This window comes from Hydrogenophaga sedimenti, from assembly GCF_051857515.1.
Lineage (GTDB): Bacteria > Pseudomonadota > Gammaproteobacteria > Burkholderiales > Burkholderiaceae_C > Hydrogenophaga.
The window spans coordinates 329207-348146 of sequence record NZ_JBPZHA010000002.1 but is presented as its reverse complement, the minus strand read 5'-3'; the positions used below and the strand labels follow the sequence as shown (position 1 = coordinate 348146).

Below are 18940 nucleotides of genomic sequence, written 5' to 3'. Positions count from 1 at the left end.
AACATCGGGGTATCCGCCGCCTCACGCGGCCCTATCTGGAGCACACCATGGGCAAAGAACAACGCAACGAAAAGATGAGCAAGAAGCCGAAGAAGGACTCTTCGCTGCCCAAGGGCCCCGCCACCTCCGACCGCCCGGTCGCCCCCACCACGTCGGTCATTCCGCGCGGCAAGGAAAAGGACAAGTTCAAGTGAGCCGGACCGCCGCATGAAAGCCACCTGGAACGGCGCCGTGATCGCCGACAGCGACGACACGGTGCTGGTCGAAGGCAACCACTACTTCCCCGAAGCGGCGCTCAACCGCAGCTTCGTCACCTTCAGCAACCACCGGACCACCTGTGCGTGGAAAGGTGAAGCGAAGTACCTCTCGCTGTTGGTCAACGGCGAACTCAATACCGACGCCGCCTGGTATTACCCGGACCCCAAGCCCGAAGCGGAGAACATCCGCGGGCGGGTGGCGTTCTGGAAGGGCGTGAAGGTCGAGGGCTGAGCCCCTTCCCCGCCGGGCTTCAGCCCTTGTCGAACACCGGGTCCACCGGCACCTGCAGCGCGGTTGCCAGCTGGTTCGTCTTGGCGGCCAGCGCGACGATGGACATCAGCTCGGCGTGCTGCTCGCGCGTCATGCCCTTGGCCGTCGCCGCCGCGGTGTGCGAGTGCACGCAGTAGCTGCAGCCATTGATGACCGACGCCGTGATGTAGACCATTTCCTTGGTCAGCGGGTCAAGGCTCGACGGCATGGCCATCACCCGCTTGACCTCGGCCCAGGTCTGCTCCAGCAGCGCCGGGTCGAAGGCCAGGTAGCGCCACATGTTGTTGATGAAATCCGTCTTGCGCGTGGCACGGATGTCGTCGAAGACCGCCTTGACGCGGGGATCGGATTCGGGGTTGGGGCTCGGTGCGACGGTGGACATTCGAGGTCTCGGAGGGAATCAACGGGGTTTGCGGGCGGCAGCGCGTTTGTCCACCTTGGCTTTGCGCTCCGGGCTGATGTGCCCGTCCTCGCGCAGCTTTTTCTTGCGCTCGGCGCGCTCGGCGTCGGCTTTCTTCCCGGCCTTGAGCCAGCGCGCGAACTGCTCGGGCGTTTCCAGCGTGATGCGGCCCAGGTGCTGTGAACGGAAATCGGCGATCACCAGCTCGGCCGACTTCTGCAGGTTGACCTTGCCGCCGCCGGCCAGCGCGCCGCGCTTGCGGCCGATGGCTTCGACCAGCTCGTCGTCGTGGGTCTGGGCCCAGGCCTCGGGCGACAGGCCCAGCTGGTAACGCGCCTCCATGAGCGCCGGATAGTCGGTCTTGAGCTTGGCGATCAGCTCGTAGGCCACCTCTTCCTCGTCGTAGGCGTTTTTGCCCACCGCGCCGCTGGCGGCCAGGTTGTATCCGCTCTCGGGCACGAAGATGCGCGGCCAAAGCATGCCCGGCGTGTCGTACAGATAGAAGTCGTCGGCCAGCGCGATGCGCGCCTCGGTGCGCGTCACGCCGGCCTCGTCGCCGGTCTTGGCCGCGCGCTTGCCCTTGAGCGTGTTGATCAGCGTGGACTTGCCGACGTTGGGAATGCCGCAGATCAGCACCCGCATCGGCTTGACCATGCCACCGCGCTTGGGCGCCAGCTGAAAACAGGCGTCAATCAGCGCTCGCGCCGGCGCGGTCACGCTGGCGTCCAGCGCGATCGCCTGCGTGTCGGGCAGCGCGTTGTAATGTGCCAGCCAGAGCGCGGTGCGCTCGGGGTCGGCCATGTCCTGCTTGTTGAGCACCTTCAGCGTCGGGCGCCCGCTGGTGAGTTGCTGCATCAGCGGATTGGCGCTGGAGCCGGGCAGGCGCGCGTCGAGCATCTCGATCACGACGTCGATCTCCTTCACGCGGTCGGCGATCGCCTGGCGCGTGAGGTGCATGTGACCGGGGAACCACTGGATGCTCATGAATCGTTGTTCTCTCGTGTCTGTACGGGCGCCTCTTTGGAGTCGGCTCCCGGGATCGGCGCGCGCGGTGCGTGCCACAATGAATTTTCAGCCACCCCAACCAAGAGGAGACCCCATGGCCATCACCGTCAACATCGATCTGGGCTACGAGTTTGCCGTCAAGGCCAAGGCCGCCGAGGTGTTCGAGGTGCTCTCCGATGTGCCGACATCGGTCAGCCATTTTCCCAAAGTCGACCAGCTGGTCGACATGGGCAGCAACACCTACCGCTGGGAAATGGAAAAGGTGGGCACGGCGCAGGTCAACATCCAGACCCTCTACGCCTGCAAGTACGTCAGCAAGTGGGACGCGGCCAAGGGCCAGGGTTCGGTGAAATGGACCCCGGTCAAGGGCGTGGGCAATGCCCAGGTCTCGGGCAGCTGGGCGGTCACCGATCAGAAGAAGTCGACCGGCATCGTGCTGGCGATCCAGGGCGAGATCGAGGTGCCTCTGCCAGGACTGATGAAGATGGTGGTGGTGCCGGTGGTCGAGGGCGAGTTCGAGAAGCTGGTCGAGAAGTACATTGCCAACCTGATCAAGCGCTTCGGCGGCGAAGCCTGATCAGGACTCGGCGCGGACCTGCAGTTCGACCAGCGGGCAGGCGTTGATGATCGCGGTGGTGAGCACCAGGCCGGCCGAGGCCAGGGCCATCACCTGCAGCAGGCCGGTGAGGGAGAAGATGGCGGCCAGCAGGATCAGGGCGCCACTGAAAAAGCGGTAGGTCCGGTCTGCGCCGGTCAGGCTGTACATGGTGAGGAAATCTCGGCCTAGGGAAAACCCTGAATTCTACCCACCCCCTCTCTGCGCCGCCTTGATGCTTCTCAACTTGTCCCAAGAAATCCGGGACAAGCTTGTGGATAAGTGTGGAGAAGCCCTGTACGGGCAGCCCAAGTCCTTGTTCTGCATGGATTTTCTACAGTTTGCCTGTTCAACAGGCAGTTTCCCCAGCGGTTAGATTCGGGACATGCCCAGCCAAGATATCCCCCGCACCCGGACCCTGCACCTGCCCGTGCATGGTTTGTCGTTGCCTGCGCCGGAGGACCGGACCCTGCTGCAGACCATGCAGCAGGCTGGCGTGCCCTGGCCGGCCTCTTGCCGCAACGGCACCTGCCGCAGCTGCATCGGCCATCTGGTGTCGGGAACGGTGCGCTACGGGGTCGAGTGGCCCGGCCTGCTGCCGGAGGAAAAGACGGGCGGTGCCGTGCTGCCCTGCGTGGCGTTCGCGACCAGCGAGGTCACCCTGGTGCCGCCACGCGACTGACCCGCGGCCGAACCGCTTCAGGTCTTGAGGGTCTGGGCAAAGAAGGCCAGGGTGCGGTCCCAGGCCAGCCTGGCCGCCGCGGCGTCGAAGCGCGGTGTCGTGTCGTTGTTGAAGCCGTGCTGCGTGCCGGCGTACTGGTGCGCGGTGTAGCGCACGCCGGCCGCCTTGAGAGCGGCCTCGTAGGCGGGCCAGGCGGCATTGATGCGCTCGTCGGCACCCGCGAAATGGATCAGCAGCGGCGCCTTGACCTTGGCCGCATCTTCGGCCGGCGGGTGGTTGCCGTAGAACGGTACCGCCGCCGCGAGATCGGGCAGCTGGGTGGCCAGCGTGTGCGCCACGCCGCCGCCGTAGCAGAAGCCGACGACGCCCAGGCGGCCGCTGCCTTCGGGCCGCGCCTTGAGCGCGACGGCGGCGGCAATGAAGTCCTGCCGGGTCTTGCCCTGATCGAGCTTGGCAAACAGTTCGCGAGCCTTGTCTTCGTCGCCCGGGTAGCCGCCCAGCGGGGTCAGCGCATCCGGAGCGAGCGCGAGGTAACCGTCGACCGCCAGCCGGCGCGCGATGTCCTCGATGTGCGGGTTCAGGCCGCGGTTTTCGTGCACCACCAGCACCGCTGGCAGCTTGCCGCTGGCGTTGGCGGGCTTGGCGAGATAGCCCTTGAGCTTGCCGTAGCCCGAGGGAGAATCAAATTCGATGCGCTCGGTGCTGATGCGCGGGTCGCCCTGCGGCACCACCTGCGCGATCGCGAAGTCGGGGCTGAGCGCGGCCAGCAAACCAGCGGCCGTGAGGCCCCCAACGGCGAATTTGGCCGCGCGGTCGAGAAAACCACGCCGGTCTATGTCTCCGTGCACATACGCGTCAAACAGGATCAGCAGTTCCTGATCAAAATCGGCGGCGGTCAGACGCGGGGTCGGCGGCATGGTGGTCTCCCTGAACAGTGAGAGACACAGCTTAGATCCGATCGGCGCCGGGCGTGATACACCCGGCGCGAACAGGGTTTCCGGGGTGGCTCAGGCCGCCTGGGCGACGACCGAACGCGGCATCAGACGAGCCGGCGACACGTATTCCTGGCGGTAGATCTCGAACGGCATCGAGTCGCTGGCCTCGATGGCTTTCTGGTCGGCGACCGACTGCTTCGCCATGGCTTCGTAGCGCACCTGCTGGGCCTCGGTCCAGGGCAGATCCAGCAGTTGCTGCCGGATGGCTTGCGAGCGGGTGCGGACAAAGTCGATGAACGAGGCACTGTGCTCGCGCTGCGTGGCCGCGAGCACACGCGCCGACGGCAAGGTGTCGGGCGCCAGCAGGGAAGCCCGCGCCTGCGCCACCGCGTCGGCGTGCAGCGAACCGCCGCCCGAGGCGTCCAGCGCCGCCGCGATCGGCACCAGCTGGTCGATGATCTCCAGGCCCCATTGCTGCAGGGGCACGGCCTCGCCGTGGCGCATCAGTTCGAGGCCGGGCTCGCGGCCGCGCGCCGCGGTCAGGTGCTGGTTGCGGGCGAGCTCGCGGATTTCTTCCGGCGTGTCGCGCGGACTGTCGGCCAGCAGACAGTGCAGCAGGAACACATCCAGGAAGCGCAGGGTCGGCGCGTCGATGCCGATGGCCTCGAACGGGTTGAGGTCCATCAGGCGGACCTCGATGTATTCGACGCCGCGCTCGCGCAGGGCGTGCAGCGGGCGCTCGCCCTGGCGGATCACGCGCTTGGGACGGATCGTGCCGTAGAACTCGTTCTCGATCTGCAGCAGCGTGGTCGCCAGCTGGTTGTAGTCGCCACCCGGGTTGCGGATGCCGACCGCCTCGTAGGCCGGCCAGGGACGGGTCAGCGCGTCGTGCAGCGAGGCGGCATAGCCTTCGAGCCCGTTGTAGCTGACCGCCAGCGACGACTGCGCATCGCTCTGGTAGCCCAGCCGCCCCATGCGCAGGCTGGTGCCATGGGGCATGTGCAGCGAGCCGCAGTTGCCCATGGGTTGCAGCTCGTGTTCACGGCCTTCGACGAAGGTCGAACACAGCGCCGGGGAAGCGCCGAACAGCGTCAGCAGCAGGAAGGCGTGGCGGCGGAAGTTGCGGATCAGCGCGAAGTAACCGTCGTTGTCGATGCCGGGCATCGACCAGTTGTAGTGGATACCACTGATGGTCTGCATGCGCCGGCCGTAGCGATGGCCCAATCCCATGCGGTAGACGCTCTTGGCGCGTCCGACATTGCTGTTGCCGTAGACGCCGAGCGGAATCGTTTCGTCGGTCGGCAGGCCGCAGGGCATGCTGGACGCCCAGAGCATCTCTTCGCCCGCCGCCCCGCCCTGCGCGCGCAGGCTGCGCAGGGTGAACTGGTGCACTTCCTGCAATTCGGCCAGGCAGCTCTCCACGCTGGCGTGCACGCCGGTGATCAGCTCCAGCTGGGACTCGGAATAGTCGGTGGTGATGTGCGGGTGCGTGAGGGCGCTGCCCAGGGCGGCAGGATGCGGCGTGAGCGCGAGCCGGCCATCGGGCTGCGCGCGCAGGCTTTCCTTCTCCAGTCCTCGCCGCATGCCCTTGAGGCGTTCGGTTCCCAGGCTCTCCAGCCGCTGTTGCAGGGTCTTCATGTTGGTCTCTTGTCTTGACTGCGGCCGCACGTTAGCACGCCACCGCAATCTCTGCCGGCGGCACGGAGATCGCCGTCTGTGGCAGGCCAGCGGCGATGGCATCCTGCCCGGGCAGCTGGTGCGGCCGGGGCGCGTGACAGGCCAGCCAGGCATCGACATGCGCCGGATCGTTGGATTCGCGCAGTGCGTCGAAGGCGGTCTGTGCCTCGGGGTAATGCTTGCGCAGGTAGTTCAGCCACTGCTTGAGCCGCCCGGCCCGGTGGCGCCGGTCCACCCGCGCGCTGACCTGGACCCAGAACGTCGCCAGCAGGGGCGGAATCTGCGACCAGGGCACATCGCCCTCGGCCTTGATCGCCAGCGCCAGCCCGGGGTCGGTCACCATGCCGCGACCGACCATCAGCGCGTCGCAGCCGGTGACTTCAAGACAACGCCGCGCCTGGTCCACGGTCCAGACTTCGCCGTTGGCCACCACCGGCAGGTGTCGACCGGCCGGCAAGGCCGCCTTGACCTCGGCGATGCGGTCCCAGTAGGCGGGCGGGCGGTAGCCGTGTGCCTTGGTGCGGGCGTGGATCACCAGTTCGTCGGCGCCGGCCTCGGCGATGGCCCGCGCGCAGTCCTCGGCGACCGCGTCGTCGCCGTAGCCCAGCCGCATCTTGGCGGACACCGGCAGATGGGCCGGCACGGCGCGCCGCACGGCCGACACGATGCGGCCGATCAGCTCGGGTTCGTCCAGCAGCACAGCACCACCCCGGCTGCGGTTGACCGTCTTGGCCGGGCAGCCGAAGTTCAGGTCGACGCCAAACGGGCTGAGCGAGGCCAGGCGCGCCGCGTTCTCGGCCAGGCAGACCGGATCGGAACCCAACAGCTGCGGCCGCACCGGCACCCCGGCCCGCGTGCGCCCGCCGTTGAGCAGCTCTGGCACCACCCGCACGAAGGCCCGCTCGGGCAGCAGGGTGTCGGTGACCCGGATGAATTCGCTCACGCAGCGGTCCACCCCGCCGGTGCGCGTGAGCACATCGCGCAGCGTGGCGTCCAGCAGGCCTTCCATCGGCGCGAGCAGCAGGGTCGGTGTCATCAAAAAGGACATGGGGCCGAATGGGGAAGTGACAAGTGTCACGGGACGCCCGGCCAGGGGCGGGATTGTAGGTGGCCTGCCACCCGGGGCCGATCCCCAGCGGCTACCATGTTCGGTGCACCGTTGTATGGAGATCCGCATGTCACCCACCACCGCCCGACGCCTGTTCTGCCCCTTTGTGGCCGGTGTGCTGACGCTGTCCGCCTCGCTGGCGTGGGCGCAGGCCCCCGCAGGCACCGGCGCCGAAACGGGCCGGGCAGGCACCTTCAAGCAGGTGCAGGGCGAGGTTCGCCTGGGCAAGGACGGCGCCCAGGCAGCCCCCCATTCCGGCGACGCGGTGCGCGCTGGCGAACGCATCAGCACCGGCCGCGACGGCGCGGCCAGCATGGTGCTCAGGGACGGCACGGTGCTGACCCTGGGTCCGAACACCACCGCCGACCTGAGCCAGTTCCAGTACGACGCCACCACCCAGGAGGGCAACTTCGCCCTGGATCTGCTGCAGGGTTCGCTGCGCGTGGTGACCGGTCTGCTGGCCAAGATCAACCCCGACCGTTTCAAGGTCAAGACGCCCACGGCCGTGGTGGGCGTGCGCGGCACCGACTTCATCGTCGAGGCCGCGCCCAAACTGGAGCCGATCCAGTTTTATTTGAATCACCACTGGAAAGACCATAGTAGACTGCGGCGATGACGCTCCCGAGCAACATCATCGTGCGCTGCGACACATTTTGTCGCTACTGATTCCTACATGGTCCAGACACTGATCCGGTGGTCCTCGGCCACCCTTGCCGCCCTGCTCTGTGTCGCCTGCGCACCCGCAGGTCGCGTGGTGCTGCTGCCGCAACCGAACCTGTCCACCGCCGTGACCGTCAGCACCGCCGGCGGCAGTGCCTTGCTGGACACGCCCTATGCCGCCACCGAGGTGAGCACCAAGGGCGAACTGAAGAAGGCCGCGTCCAGCGAAGCCGAGGTGAAGGAGCGCTACCCGGCCCTGCTGCGCCTGCAGCCGCCGACACCCCAGAAGTTCACCCTGCGCTTCCAGCCCGGCACCTCCGACCTCACGCCCGAATCGGCGGGTGAACTCGACGCCATCATTGCCGCCGCACGGGCGCGCGCCGGCGGCGAAATCGTGATCGTCGGCCACACCGACCGCCAGGGTGCCGCCGACGCCAACGACGCGCTGTCGCTGCGCCGGGCCAACGCGATCCGCGACATCCTCACCGGCAAAGGTTTCAAGGCCGAACTGGTCGATGCGGTGGGCCGCGGCGAGCGCGAACCCGTCGTGCCCACGGAAGACGACGTCGTCGAACCGCTCAACCGCCGGGCCGAGATCATCGTCCGCTGAGCCTGCCGATGGGAGAGCACAGCCTGACCCGGGCCTTGCGTGAGCTGCTGCTCGCGCGCCGCACGGCCGCCCTGGGCACCCGCGACCCCGAGGGTGAGGTGTTCGTCTCGATGGTGCCATTCGCCATCGATCTGCATTCGCAGGAACTGGTGCTGCACGTGAGCGGTCTGGCCGCCCACACCGGCAACCTGTTGCGCCATCCGAGGGTCTCTCTGCTGGTCTGCGCCGCCGAACCCGATGGAGAGCCGGTGCATGCGCTGCCGCGCGTGACGCTGGACGCCATTGCCGTGATCGCCGAACCGGGCAGCGAGGCCGCAACCCGCGCCCGCAGGGTCTACCTGCAGCGCTTCCCCGAGGCCGAGATGATGACCACGCTGGGTGACTTCCGGTTCGTGCACCTGCAGGTGCAGGGCGCGCGCCAGGTCGCCGGCTTCGGCGCCGCGCGCAGCCTGCCGGCCGACGAAGTGCGGCGCGCGCTAGGGACTGGATGAGCCTCCACGCCTTGCCGCTGATCCACGCCGACGAGCACCTGCTGGTGTTCGACAAGCCCGCCGGTCTGCTGGCCGTGCCCGGTCGCGGTCCCGAGAACCAGGACTGCCTCAGCGCCCGCGCCCAGGCCGTCTATCCCGACGCCCTGATCGTGCACCGGCTGGACATGGCCACTTCGGGCCTGATCGTGATGGCGCGCGGCATCGAGGCGCAGCGGCGGCTCAGCTTGGGTTTCGAGAAGCGCCGCGTGCACAAGCGCTACATGGCCGTGGTTGCCGGCGTCCTGGACAACCCGCAGCCCGGCAACGGCTGGAACACCATCGACCTGCCGCTGATCGTGGACTGGCTGGCGCGCCCGCGCAGCAAGGTCGACCACGAGATCGGCAAGCCCAGCCAGACCCGCTGGCGCATCGCAGCGGAAGCATCACCGCTGCCCGGCACCACCCGGCTCGACCTGGAACCGGTCACCGGCCGCTCGCACCAGCTGCGCGTGCATCTGATGGCGATCGGCTTTCCCATCGTCGGCGACCCCTTGTACGCCAGCGAGGAGCAGGAAGCGCTGGCCAGCCGGCTGCTGCTGCACGCGCAGGCCATCGAGATCCCGCATCCGGTCACGGATGTGGTGATGCGCTTCGAAACGCCCTGCCCGTTCTGACGTCTCCGCCGACGCCTGTCACACTCTCCACCATGCAAGACCTTGTCATCCTCACCGGCGCCTCGCGCGGCATGGGGCTGGCGATGGCGCGGCAGCTGGTCGCGCCTGGCCGCCCGCTGCTGTGTCTCTCGCGCCAGACCCGCCCCGAGCTCAACGAACTGGCCAAGGCGCGCGGCGCCACCGTGATGCAGTGGTCGGTCGACCTGGCCGATCCCGCCCCCGTGGCGACGCGGCTGCAGCAGTGGCTGTCGCAGCTGGATGCGCCCAGCCTGGCCAGCGCCACGCTGATCAACAACGCGGGCGTGATTCCCGAGATCGCACCACTCGAACACTGTCCGCCCGACGGCATCGCGAACGCGCTGCGGGTCGGGCTCGAAGCACCGATGCTGCTGACGGCCGCCTTCCTCAACGCCAGCGGCGCCTGGGTCGACGCCGGCTGGCGCGGTCCGCGCAAGGTGCTCAACATTTCCTCCGGGCTGGGGCGGCGGGCGATGGCCGCACAGGCGCCCTATTGCGCCGCCAAGGCGGGCATGGACCACTTTTCCCGCTGTGTGGCGCTGGACGAAACTCGGCGCCAGCACGGCGCGAAGATCGTGTCGCTGGCGCCTGGGGTGATCGACACCGACATGCAGACCCAGCTGCGGGCGGGCGATCCGGCCGGTTTTCCCGATCTGGCGCGCTTCCAGCAGCTCAAGGCGCAGCACCAGCTCGCCAGCCCCGAGCAGGCGGCCACGCAGGTGCTCTCATTTCTCAAGCACCCCGATTTCGGCGCCGACGTGGTGGCCGACGTGAGAGCCTGATTGGCCTGCGGCGCACAAGGCCCGTGTAAGCCTGACAGGCATACCATGGCTGGCTGAGCGGACGAAGCCGGCCGCACCAGAACCCCCACCCACCACAAGCACAGGAGATGAACATGAGCCGAGAAGTAGTTGTCGTCAGCGCCGTCCGCACCGCCATTGGTACCTACGGCGGCAGCCTCAAGGACAGCCCGCCCACCGAACTGGCCGCGCTGGTGGTCAGGGAAAGCCTGGCGCGCGCCAACACCGAGGGCAAGGACGTCGGTCATGTCGTGTTCGGCCACGTGGTCAACACCGAACCCAAGGACATGTACCTCTCGCGCGTCGGTGCGATCAACGGCGGCTGCGCCGAAGGCACGCCCGCCTTCAACGTCAACCGCCTCTGCGGCTCGGGCCTGCAGGCCATCGTCTCGGCCAGCCAGTCCATCCTGCTGGGCGACACCGACATCGCCATCGGCGGCGGCGCCGAGTGCATGAGCCGCGCACCGTTTGCCAGCCTGAACATGCGCTGGGGCGCCCGCATGGGTGACACCAAGATGGTCGACATGATGGTCGGCGCCCTGCACGACCCGTTCCACAACATCCACATGGGCGTGACCGCCGAGAACGTGGCCGCCAAGTACGGCATCACCCGCGAGATGCAGGACGCGCTGGCCGTCGAGAGCCACAACCGCGCCGAACGCGCCACCGCCGAAGGCCGCTTCAAGGACCAGATCGTGCCCGTCATGCTCAAGAGCAAGAAGGGGGATGTGGCCTATGCGACCGACGAACACTTCCGCCCCGGCTGCAAGCTCGAAGACATGGCCAAGCTCAAGCCGGTATTCATCAAGGAAAACGGCACCGTGACCGCCGGCAACGCCTCGGGCATCAACGACGCTGCCGCGGCGGTGGTGCTGATGGAAGCCGGTGCCGCCAAGGCCCGCGGTGCCCAGCCGCTGGCCCGCCTGGTCGGCTACGCCCACACGGGTCTGGACCCCAAGATCATGGGCGTGGGCCCGATCTCGGCCACGCAGGCCGTGCTCAAGCGCACCGGCCTGACCGTGAACGACCTGGACGTGATCGAAGCCAACGAAGCCTTTGCCGCCCAGGCCTGCGCCGTGACCAAGGAACTGGGCCTGGACCCGGCCAAGGTCAACCCCAACGGCTCGGGCATCTCGCTGGGCCACCCGATCGGTGCCACCGGCGCGCTGATCACGGTCAAGGCGCTGTACGAACTGCAGCGCATCCAGGGCCGCTATGCGCTGGTGACGATGTGCATCGGCGGCGGGCAAGGCATCGCGGCCATCTTTGAACGCGTGTGACGCCATGCGCTGGACAGCCGCCATTGATGAACTCGAGCGCGGCCTGCTCCAGCGCGACGTCGCAGCCCGGGCGCTGCTGCTGGCGGCGCTGGCGGGCGAGCACGTGCTGCTGCTCGGCCCGCCGGGCACGGCCAAGAGCGAACTGGCGCGGCGCCTGCAGCGCCTGCTGCCCGGTGCGCACTATTTCGAGCGGCTGCTGACCCGCTTCTCGGTGCCCGAGGAGCTGTTCGGCCCGCTGTCCCTGAAGGCACTGGAAGACGACCGCTACGAGCGGCTGACCGCAGGCTACCTGCCCTCGGCCGAAGTCGCCTTCCTCGACGAAGTGTTCAAGGCCAACTCGGCCATCCTCAACACCCTGCTGGGCCTGCTGCACGAACGTTGCTTCGACAACGGCAGCCAGCGCGTGGACGTGCCCCTGGTCTGCCTGGTCGGCGCCAGCAACGAGGTGCCACAGGACGAGAGCCTGCACGCCTTCTACGACCGCTTCCTGCTGCGCGTGCCGGTGATGCCGGTGGACGACGCGCACTTCGCTGCGCTGCTGCAGGCGGCACGTCCCGAAGGCGAGGCGCATCCCGATGCACGGCTGTCGTCCGCCTCGCTGGCGGCGCTGCGTGAGCAGGCGGCCGAGGTATCGCTGGGCGAGGCGGTGATCGCGCTGCTGGAAACCGCGCGCGAGCGCGCCAGAAACACGCAGCAGACCGTGTCCGACCGCCGCTGGCGCCAGACCGCCGCGCTGCTGCAGGTGCAGGCCGCCAGCCGCGACGCCAACGAGGTGTCGGCCTGGGACGCCTGGGTGCTGCCCTTCGTGCTGGCCGGCGACCCGCAGCAGGTGCCCGGCTGGACCGACTGGTTCCTGCAGACCGTGGCCCAGGCCACGCCGCTGGCCATCGATGGCCTGGAACGTGCCGCGCAGGCGTTCGAACAGCAGCTCGACATCGAGCGCCGCGCCCCCGCCGACGCGCAGGACGACAGCGCCGGCAAGCTGGCCCTGGCGCGCGCGATCGCGGGCCCGACCTCGGAGAGTGAGCTGGTGCGCATCACCAGCGAACGTGCCCACCGCCGCTATGGCGCGCTGCACATCCGCGCCCGCGTGGCGCAGGTGGCCGAGGTGCAGGCCCGGGTGCAGGCCGTGCAATCCGGCGTCCATGCCACCGCCGACCTGGTGCTGGCCCAGGCGGTGGCGCACGGCTGGCTGCCGCCGTCGTGGCGGGAGCGCATCGTGGCGGTGCACACGCAGCGCTGCGCACATGTCGACGCGCTGGCGGTGCAACTGGCCGACCTGCACGGGGGCTTCGCCGCCCTGCCCCGGCTGGAGGAAGACCAGTCGGAATTCGTGCCCACGCCGGTGAGCTGGCAGGACTGAGCACACCGCGGCAGCGGCTCCAAGGCCATGTCCGAACATCCCGCCGACCGCCCCTACCACCACCTCGACGGCCTCTCGCGCGAACTCTGGCGCTGGTCGGTGGTCTGCAGCGGTGGCACGGCCGAGGCGCGGCTGGCGCAGGCCCTGCCCTGGCACGACGCCCTGCTGGCCGGCCGGCTGCCCGATGCGCGGCTGGACCTCGGTGACCCGGAGGCGGTCGCCCCGCTGCGGGCTCTGCTGGGCGAACTGGACCTGCTGACCCTCACGCAAGGCAACCCCTCGCTCACGCGGCAGATGGTCCAGAGCCTGCTCTGGCACCTGGACAGCCTGATCGAGCGGCCGGCGCAGGAGACACGGGCTTCCGCGATCGACCGCATGGCCGGCGAGTTCCGCGAGAACTGGACCCTGCAACGCCAGGGCTGGGAAGAAGCGATGTCGCTGCTCAAGTCGCTGGGCGACCTGTCGCACCTGCACTGGGACGACCTCAAGGGCCAGCTCAACCGCCGCGAGTGGGCCGAGGCGCGGCGCATCGGCGGCCTGCTCGAACGTCTGCCGGCGCTGGCGCAGTTCATCGATGGCGTGGGCCGGCGCGCGCTGGATGCCCACCAGCCCACCGCGCGCACCGCCAGGCCAGAACAGCCCGCCACGGACCAGGCCGCGCCACGGCCGACCGAGGACGACGAGCGCCGCCCCGAACCCACCGCGGTGGACGGGGTGCACCGTTCGCGCGTGATCGCGCGCATGACCGGCAGCGAAAGCCTGAACCTCACCCATCCGGTGCTGCGCCGCCTGTGGCGCGCTCGCTTTGCCGAGGCGCAGCTGCTGACCTACGACGACCGCGCGCGCGAGCAGCGTCCGCAACCCCGGCCGCAGCCGGACGGCGCCGCCGCGCGCCAGCAGGACGCCCACCTGGGCCATGGCCCGCTGATCGTCTGCCTGGACACCTCGGGCTCGATGCAGGGCGCCCCCGAGAACGTGGCCAAGGCCTGCGTGTTGCAGGCGCTGCGCAGTGCGCACGCGGGCGACCGCGCCTGCCAGCTGCTGGCCTTCGGCGGCCCGGGCGAACTGCTGGAACGCCCGCTGACGCGCGACGCGGCCGGACTGGACGCGCTGCTGGACCTGATGGGCCAGGCCTTCGATGGCGGCACCGACGTGCAGACGCCGATCGAACGCGCGATCGAACAGGTGCAGCAGCAGGGCTGGCAGGACGCCGACGTGCTGATCGTCAGCGACGGCGAGTTCGGTCTGACCCCGGCCACGCTGGCCCAGTTGCGCCGCGCCAAGGAGCGGCTCGCGCTGCGGGTGCACGGCATCCTGATCGGCGACCGCGAGACCATCGGTCTGGTCGAGATCTGCGACGCCCTGCACTGGGTGCGCGACTGGCGGCGCTACGGCCAGGCCAGCGGCGCGGCCGCCGAAGGCTTCTCTCCCGTGCACAGCCGCAGCCTGACCGCGATGTATTTCCCCAACGCCATCCGGCGCTGAGCGTGCGTTTTGCGCACACCCTGCGCCTGGTGACGGACGGCGGGAACCCAGGTCTTGCAAACCGGGTCCACTGCCCCACACTTCGCGCCGTCCGGATGGTCCGGGCACGCTGCAAGTGTTCTGGAGGTGAGCCGTATGTGGAAACGTCTGTCGGTGATCTGGGTGGCCGTGCGCGGTGACGCCAAGCGGCTCTGGTATGCGCTGGGGCATCCCGATGCCCCGGGCTGGCTCAAGGCGGGCGCGGCCGGCATCGTGCTCTACCTGCTCTCGCCCATCGACCTGATTCCCGACGTGCTGCCGGTCGTCGGCGTGCTGGACGATCTGGTGATCGTGCCGCTGGCGCTGCGCTGGCTGCTCTCACGCCTGCCGGCGCACATCCGCGAACACGCCGAGGCGCGCGCCGATGGCTCGCAGGCTCAATCCCCCTGGAAACCGCTGCGCCGGTAAGTCAGCACCAGCGTGTCGCGCCAGCCCAGCTGGTCGGCCGCCAGCGGCTGGATCGGTGTGGTCTCGTGGATCACCCGCGCGTCGTCCAGCAGCAGCAGTGACCAGGGGTCGGTCAGCGTGAAGCGCTGGCCGGCCGGTCCTTCGGCCTCGAAGACGCGGCTCTCACCACCCTTGATGGCGTGGCGCTCCAGCATGAACACGGCCACCAGGTCGACGCCGTCGCGGTGCGCGCCCTCGGGTGTCGGCCGGCCGATGCCGTCGGTGGTGTCGATGCGGAACGGATGGGCCTCGACGAACCAGGGCCGCGCACCGTGCAGCGCCGACACCGCTTCGCCGACCCGCACCAGGATGCGCTGCCACAGCGGGTTCGCCGTCGTGGCCGGCTCCATCGGCTCGAACCAGCGCTGCATGCCGCCGTGCAGCGCGTTGTATTCCAGCGGCTGCCAGTGCGCGCGGTGCGGCGCTTCGGTCACCACCGCGCCATCGACCACGAAACAGCTGTGGCGCCGGCGCCGGTAGCGGCCGCCGTCGCGCAGATAGCCGTCGGCGGGCAGATGGTTCCAGGCGCCGTGCAAGCGTTCCAGTTCGCCGGCATCGGTTGCCAGCCAGTCGCGCACGTCGGCCGCGCCGAGGAGGGAAAAACCATGGGCGGCGAGGTCCGCGTCGCGGCGCGCCAGCGGTGAGCAAGGAGGATCAAAAGCGCGGGTCATGCGGGCAGTGTAGCGGGCTGCGGTGGCTCAAATGCCACGCGGAAACCGGGTCGGCACAGGTGCGATGCGTGAAGTTTCTGCGCTGGATCAAAGATCGCCCCGGGCTGCGCTGCCAAGCTGGACCAACTGACACGGAGGTGCCCATGAACACAGTTGAATGGTCCGAAGCTTTGGTGCTGGACTACCCGCCGATGGACGACGTGCACCACGCGTTCGTGGAACTGCTCGCGTTTGCGCAGACCGCGCCCGACGATGCCTTGCCGTCCGCCTGGTCGGCGGTGATCGAACACACCATGCTGCATTTCGGACGCGAGGACGAGTGGATGCGCCGCACCAGGTTCGCCGCCGCCGACAACCACATCATGCAGCACAAGGTCGTGCTCAATGTGCTGCGAGAAGGTCTGGCGCTGGCGCGCGGCGGCGACTTTGCTGCGGTGCGCAACATGGCCGGTGAACTGGGCGTCTGGTTCGCCAAGCACACCCAGACGCTGGACGCGGCGCTGGCGCTGCACATGCGCAGCGCACAGGCCGAACCGTCGGCGCGGCGCGAGACCCAACGAAGCGCCCGGTCGCACGCGCCGACCTGAACCCTGTCACCGGCAGGGTCTCGGGGAAAACCATGTAAGCCCCCGCTGAAGCCATGGCTATATTGATCTTTGTCAAAAGGAGATCTCCATGGCAGAAGCTCTGCAGGCAGACGCCGCAGCATTAGCAGGGAACATTTCCGACGCCGATCCGGTCGCGGACGGCGAAACCAGCGCGGCCGCCGAACGTGAAGCGTCGGTCTTCTCGCTGCCGCTGGCGCAACTGCGGACCTCGGACCCGCTGCAGTGGATGCGGCTGGGCTGGCAGGACTTCCGGCGTTGTCCGCGCATCGGCCTGTTCTATGGCCTGTGCTTCTTCCTGATGGGCCACGCGCTGCTGGCGGTCTTCGCCAACGCGCCGGCGTATGTGCTGGCGCTGAGCGCCGGTTTCCTGTTGATGGGCCCGTTCCTCTGCCTGGGCCTGTACGACGCCAGCAAGGCGCTGCAAACCCAGGACCACCGCCCCTCGCTGCGCGCCTCGCTGCAGGCCTGGCGCCCCACCAAGAGCACGATGGCGATCTTCGCCGGCGTGCTGCTGATCCTGGAAATGCTGTGGGGCCGCGCCTCGCTGGTGGTGTTCGCGGTCAGCTTCAACACCCTGCCGGAGAAAGCCAACCTGCTGGCGATGCTGATCGACCCCGAAAACATCGGCTTCGTGATCACCTACACCATCGTCGGCGCCGTGTTCGCCAGCATCATCTTCACGACCAGCGTGATCTCGATCCCGATGATCATGGACCGCAAGGTGGACGCGGTCTCGGCCGGCCTCACCAGCATCCGGGCCTGCCTGCAGAACCCGGGCGTGATGTTCGTGTGGGGCGCGCTGATCACCGGCACCATCCTGCTGGCGATGCTGCCGCTGTTCCTCGGCCTGTTCATCGCCGGGCCGGTGATCGGCCACGCGACCTGGCATGCATACCGCCAGATCGTTCCCGCCCAGGACTGACGGCGTCTACTCCTTTTCCTGCAGCAGGCGCCACATCACCTTGCCGCTGCCGCTCTTGGGCAGCGCGTCGACAAACTGCACCACCCGCGGCGCCTTGTAGACCGCCATGTTCTCGCGGCACCAGTCGATGATGTCCTGTTCGGTGGTCTGACCGCGGGCAGCGTCGCGCAGCACCACCACCGCCTTCACGCTTTCGCCGCGGTACCCGTCTTTCGTGCTGATCACGCAGGCCTCGGCGATCGCCGGGTGCCTGAACATCAGCGCCTCGACCTCGGCCGGCCAGACCTTGAAGCCGCTGGCGTTGATCATGCGCTTGAGGCGGTCGGTGATGAAGAAGTAGCCGTCCTCGTCGACCCGCCCCAGGTCACCGGAGCGGAAGAACTTCCGGCCGTCGAAATCGATGAAGGCCGCGTCGGTGGCGTCGGGACGCTTCCAGTAGCCGGAAAACACCTGCGGACCACGGATGATGATCTCGCCCGCCTCGCCCTGCGGCATCTCCTGCAGGGTGTCGGGGTCCACCACGCGTGCGTCCACGCTGAGGAAGGGAATGCCCAGGCACTGCTGCTTGGGCGCATCGGCCGGGTTGTTGTGCGAAGGTGCGGCGGTCTCGGTCAGGCCATAGCCCTCGGCGTAGCGCAGGCCGAACTGCTCGAACAGGCGCTGCGCCACGGCCTGCGGCATGGCCGCACCACCGCCGCCGATGAAGACCAGGCTGGACAGGTCGTACTGGTCAAAGCGCGGGCTGGCGAGCAGGTCGATCACCATCGTCGGGATGTTGCTCCAGTGCGTGACCTTCCACTGTGAAATCAGGCGGCCGGCCAGCTCGCGGTCCCAGCGCGGCATCAGCACCAGCGTGGCGCCGGTGTAGATGCCCGAGTGCATGCCGACCACCATGCCGGTGATGTGGAACATGGGCACCACCACCAGCGACACGTTTTCGTGCGTGCCGCCGGTCCAGAGCTGTCCCGCCACGGCGTTGTGCATGATCGAGGCGTGGGTGTGCATGCAGCCCTTGGGCAGACCGGTGGTGCCACTGGTGTAGGGCAGCACGCTCAGGTCCGCAGGATGGCGGTCGTGCACCGGCGCCGCGGCGGTGCAGGCCAGCGCCTCGGCCCAGTCGACCACCGTGCCGCCCGGCATCGAAGGCACCGGATGCCGGGTCGAGAGCCAGGCGGTCCAGGCCGGAGGGATGGCCGCGTCCGGGCCGATCGCGTCCGAGTAGTGGGCCACCACCAGGTGCGACAGGCGCTCTGCTTCGGGCAGGGCCGCGTTGGCCTGCAGCAGGTCACCGGCCAGGTCGGCCGCGCTGATCGCGACCTTGACGTCGGGGTCGGTGATGTAGTGCTTGAGTTCCTCGGCGCGGTTCATCGGATTGACCGGCACCACCACCGCGTTGGCGCGCAGGATCGCGTAGTGCGCCACGATCCACTGCGGGCAGTTCTGCATGAACAGGATCACGCGATCCCCGGCCTTCACCCCATGCTGGTGCAGGTGTGCGGCCAGCCGCTCGACCTGATCGTGCAGCTCGCGGTAGCTCGTGGTGCGGTCGAAGAACACCAGCGCCGGCTTGTCCGGATAACGCTGTGCGCTGACCCAGAGGTTGAACCAGAGCGAGGTCGCGGGCGGCGTGATGGCGTGTGGCAGGCGCCGCGGCCAGAAGCGGTGGTGCGGGCGGGCGGCGGTGGGCGAGTCGGTCGTCATGGGCTTGTCTCCTGGTACGCTTTTTCGACCGAAGCATACGGTTGTGTGCTGCAAAAAGGAAAGCACACTTGTCGCTGGCGGGACGGCCCGCAGAGCCACCCGCTGGCATGGAACCTGCTGCAGCGATGAGCATGGACTCGGGTCAAACCGGCAAGCGATGCGACCATACATTCTTCGCATAGTTTTCCCACGTAAACCCCGATGCCTGCCCTGCTGGGCGGTAATACATTCGTTCGGCGGGCGCGGGGTGCCCCGATCCGGT

At 68.5% G+C, this 18940-nt stretch carries 23 protein-coding genes; 15 read left to right on the top strand and 8 right to left on the bottom strand.

Going from position 1 to position 18940, the window contains the following annotated elements; translation table 11 throughout:
* The first annotated feature begins 47 nt into the window (after nucleotides 1-47).
* Nucleotides 48-194, top strand: coding sequence for a hypothetical protein (locus ACS5NL_RS04350; RefSeq protein WP_411363935.1), 147 nt, complete (start codon nucleotides 48-50; stop codon nucleotides 192-194).
* A 13-nt stretch (nucleotides 195-207) separates the two neighbouring features.
* Nucleotides 208-489 (top strand): DUF427 domain-containing protein, encoded by a 282-nt coding sequence (locus ACS5NL_RS04345; protein WP_439352416.1) that lies wholly within the window; start codon nucleotides 208-210, stop codon nucleotides 487-489.
* Between the two features lie 19 nt (nucleotides 490-508).
* Here ACS5NL_RS04345 and ACS5NL_RS04340 read toward each other — a convergent pair whose 3' ends face one another.
* Together ACS5NL_RS04340 and ylqF are read right to left on the bottom strand one after the other, a co-directional pair.
* Nucleotides 509-910 carry a carboxymuconolactone decarboxylase family protein gene (locus ACS5NL_RS04340; protein ID WP_439352415.1) on the bottom strand — a complete coding sequence of 134 codons (402 nt, stop codon included), beginning with the start codon at nucleotides 908-910 and terminating at the stop codon, nucleotides 509-511.
* A gap of 18 nt (nucleotides 911-928) precedes the next feature.
* A complete protein-coding gene (ylqF, locus tag ACS5NL_RS04335; RefSeq protein ID WP_439352414.1) occupies nucleotides 929-1912 on the bottom strand; it encodes a ribosome biogenesis GTPase YlqF in 984 nt (327 codons plus the stop codon).
* A gap of 115 nt (nucleotides 1913-2027) precedes the next feature.
* On the opposite strand from ylqF, the gene ACS5NL_RS04330 reads away from it, so the two are divergent.
* Nucleotides 2028-2510 carry an SRPBCC family protein gene (locus ACS5NL_RS04330; RefSeq protein ID WP_439352413.1) on the top strand — a complete coding sequence of 161 codons (483 nt, stop codon included), beginning with the start codon at nucleotides 2028-2030 and terminating at the stop codon, nucleotides 2508-2510.
* Here the strand turns inward: ACS5NL_RS04330 and ACS5NL_RS04325 are convergent, their stop codons facing one another.
* A complete protein-coding gene (locus tag ACS5NL_RS04325; protein ID WP_439352412.1) occupies nucleotides 2511-2699 on the bottom strand; it encodes a YgaP-like transmembrane domain in 189 nt (62 codons plus the stop codon). It abuts the gene before it with no gap.
* A gap of 214 nt (nucleotides 2700-2913) precedes the next feature.
* On the opposite strand from ACS5NL_RS04325, the gene ACS5NL_RS04320 reads away from it, so the two are divergent.
* Complete coding sequence (locus tag ACS5NL_RS04320; protein WP_439352411.1) at nucleotides 2914-3210, top strand: 2Fe-2S iron-sulfur cluster-binding protein; 297 nt, start codon at nucleotides 2914-2916, stop codon at nucleotides 3208-3210.
* Nucleotides 3211-3227: 17 nt separating this feature from the next.
* On the opposite strand, the gene ACS5NL_RS04315 is transcribed toward ACS5NL_RS04320, so the two are convergent.
* The 3 genes from ACS5NL_RS04315 to ACS5NL_RS04305 form a co-directional block, all read right to left on the bottom strand.
* Nucleotides 3228-4127: a dienelactone hydrolase family protein gene (locus ACS5NL_RS04315; RefSeq protein WP_439352410.1), complete on the bottom strand. Its 900-nt coding sequence runs from the start codon at nucleotides 4125-4127 to the stop codon at nucleotides 3228-3230.
* A gap of 90 nt (nucleotides 4128-4217) precedes the next feature.
* Complete coding sequence (gshA, locus tag ACS5NL_RS04310; RefSeq protein WP_439352409.1) at nucleotides 4218-5783, bottom strand: glutamate--cysteine ligase; 1566 nt, start codon at nucleotides 5781-5783, stop codon at nucleotides 4218-4220.
* A 31-nt stretch (nucleotides 5784-5814) separates the two neighbouring features.
* Nucleotides 5815-6870 carry a tRNA dihydrouridine synthase gene (locus ACS5NL_RS04305; protein WP_439352408.1) on the bottom strand — a complete coding sequence of 352 codons (1056 nt, stop codon included), beginning with the start codon at nucleotides 6868-6870 and terminating at the stop codon, nucleotides 5815-5817.
* Nucleotides 6871-6997: 127 nt separating this feature from the next.
* Between ACS5NL_RS04305 and ACS5NL_RS04300 the strand changes: the two genes are divergently transcribed.
* From ACS5NL_RS04300 to ACS5NL_RS04260, 9 genes are all read left to right on the top strand, one after another.
* Nucleotides 6998-7546 carry a FecR family protein gene (locus tag ACS5NL_RS04300; RefSeq protein ID WP_439352407.1) on the top strand — a complete coding sequence of 183 codons (549 nt, stop codon included), beginning with the start codon at nucleotides 6998-7000 and terminating at the stop codon, nucleotides 7544-7546.
* Nucleotides 7547-7603: 57 nt separating this feature from the next.
* Nucleotides 7604-8200, top strand: a complete 597-nt coding sequence (locus ACS5NL_RS04295) for an OmpA family protein (protein WP_439352406.1) — start codon at nucleotides 7604-7606, stop codon at nucleotides 8198-8200.
* Between the two features lie 8 nt (nucleotides 8201-8208).
* The gene (locus ACS5NL_RS04290; RefSeq protein ID WP_439352405.1) at nucleotides 8209-8691 is read left to right on the top strand and encodes a HugZ family pyridoxamine 5'-phosphate oxidase; all 483 of its coding nucleotides are present in this window, start codon (nucleotides 8209-8211) and stop codon (nucleotides 8689-8691) included.
* Complete coding sequence (locus ACS5NL_RS04285; RefSeq protein ID WP_439352404.1) at nucleotides 8688-9344, top strand: RluA family pseudouridine synthase; 657 nt, start codon at nucleotides 8688-8690, stop codon at nucleotides 9342-9344. Before ACS5NL_RS04290 ends, ACS5NL_RS04285 begins: the two co-directional genes overlap by 4 nt.
* Before the next feature lie 32 nt (nucleotides 9345-9376).
* Nucleotides 9377-10144 carry an SDR family NAD(P)-dependent oxidoreductase gene (locus ACS5NL_RS04280; RefSeq protein ID WP_439352403.1) on the top strand — a complete coding sequence of 256 codons (768 nt, stop codon included), beginning with the start codon at nucleotides 9377-9379 and terminating at the stop codon, nucleotides 10142-10144.
* A 113-nt stretch (nucleotides 10145-10257) separates the two neighbouring features.
* Nucleotides 10258-11442 (top strand): beta-ketothiolase BktB, encoded by a 1185-nt coding sequence (bktB, locus tag ACS5NL_RS04275; protein ID WP_439352402.1) that lies wholly within the window; start codon nucleotides 10258-10260, stop codon nucleotides 11440-11442.
* 4 nt (nucleotides 11443-11446) lie between these two features.
* Complete coding sequence (locus ACS5NL_RS04270; protein ID WP_439352401.1) at nucleotides 11447-12805, top strand: AAA family ATPase; 1359 nt, start codon at nucleotides 11447-11449, stop codon at nucleotides 12803-12805.
* Nucleotides 12806-12832: 27 nt separating this feature from the next.
* Nucleotides 12833-14290, top strand: coding sequence for a VWA domain-containing protein (locus ACS5NL_RS04265; protein WP_439352400.1), 1458 nt, complete (start codon nucleotides 12833-12835; stop codon nucleotides 14288-14290).
* 135 nt (nucleotides 14291-14425) lie between these two features.
* Nucleotides 14426-14737, top strand: a complete 312-nt coding sequence (locus tag ACS5NL_RS04260; protein WP_439352399.1) for a YkvA family protein — start codon at nucleotides 14426-14428, stop codon at nucleotides 14735-14737.
* Here ACS5NL_RS04260 and ACS5NL_RS04255 read toward each other — a convergent pair.
* Complete coding sequence (locus ACS5NL_RS04255; protein WP_439352398.1) at nucleotides 14707-15447, bottom strand: 2OG-Fe dioxygenase family protein; 741 nt, start codon at nucleotides 15445-15447, stop codon at nucleotides 14707-14709. The genes ACS5NL_RS04260 and ACS5NL_RS04255 overlap by 31 nt on opposite strands.
* A 143-nt stretch (nucleotides 15448-15590) precedes the next feature.
* On the opposite strand from ACS5NL_RS04255, the gene ACS5NL_RS04250 reads away from it, so the two are divergent.
* Both ACS5NL_RS04250 and ACS5NL_RS04245 read left to right on the top strand, forming a co-directional pair.
* Nucleotides 15591-16034 carry a bacteriohemerythrin gene (locus ACS5NL_RS04250; RefSeq protein WP_439352397.1) on the top strand — a complete coding sequence of 148 codons (444 nt, stop codon included), beginning with the start codon at nucleotides 15591-15593 and terminating at the stop codon, nucleotides 16032-16034.
* 88 nt (nucleotides 16035-16122) lie between these two features.
* On the top strand, nucleotides 16123-16977 hold the full coding sequence (locus tag ACS5NL_RS04245; RefSeq protein WP_439352396.1) for a DUF2189 domain-containing protein: 855 nt from the start codon (nucleotides 16123-16125) through the stop codon (nucleotides 16975-16977).
* A 6-nt stretch (nucleotides 16978-16983) separates the two neighbouring features.
* Here ACS5NL_RS04245 and ACS5NL_RS04240 read toward each other — a convergent pair whose 3' ends face one another.
* Nucleotides 16984-18678 carry a long-chain fatty acid--CoA ligase gene (locus tag ACS5NL_RS04240; protein WP_439352395.1) on the bottom strand — a complete coding sequence of 565 codons (1695 nt, stop codon included), beginning with the start codon at nucleotides 18676-18678 and terminating at the stop codon, nucleotides 16984-16986.
* Between the last annotated feature and the right edge of the window lie 262 nt (nucleotides 18679-18940).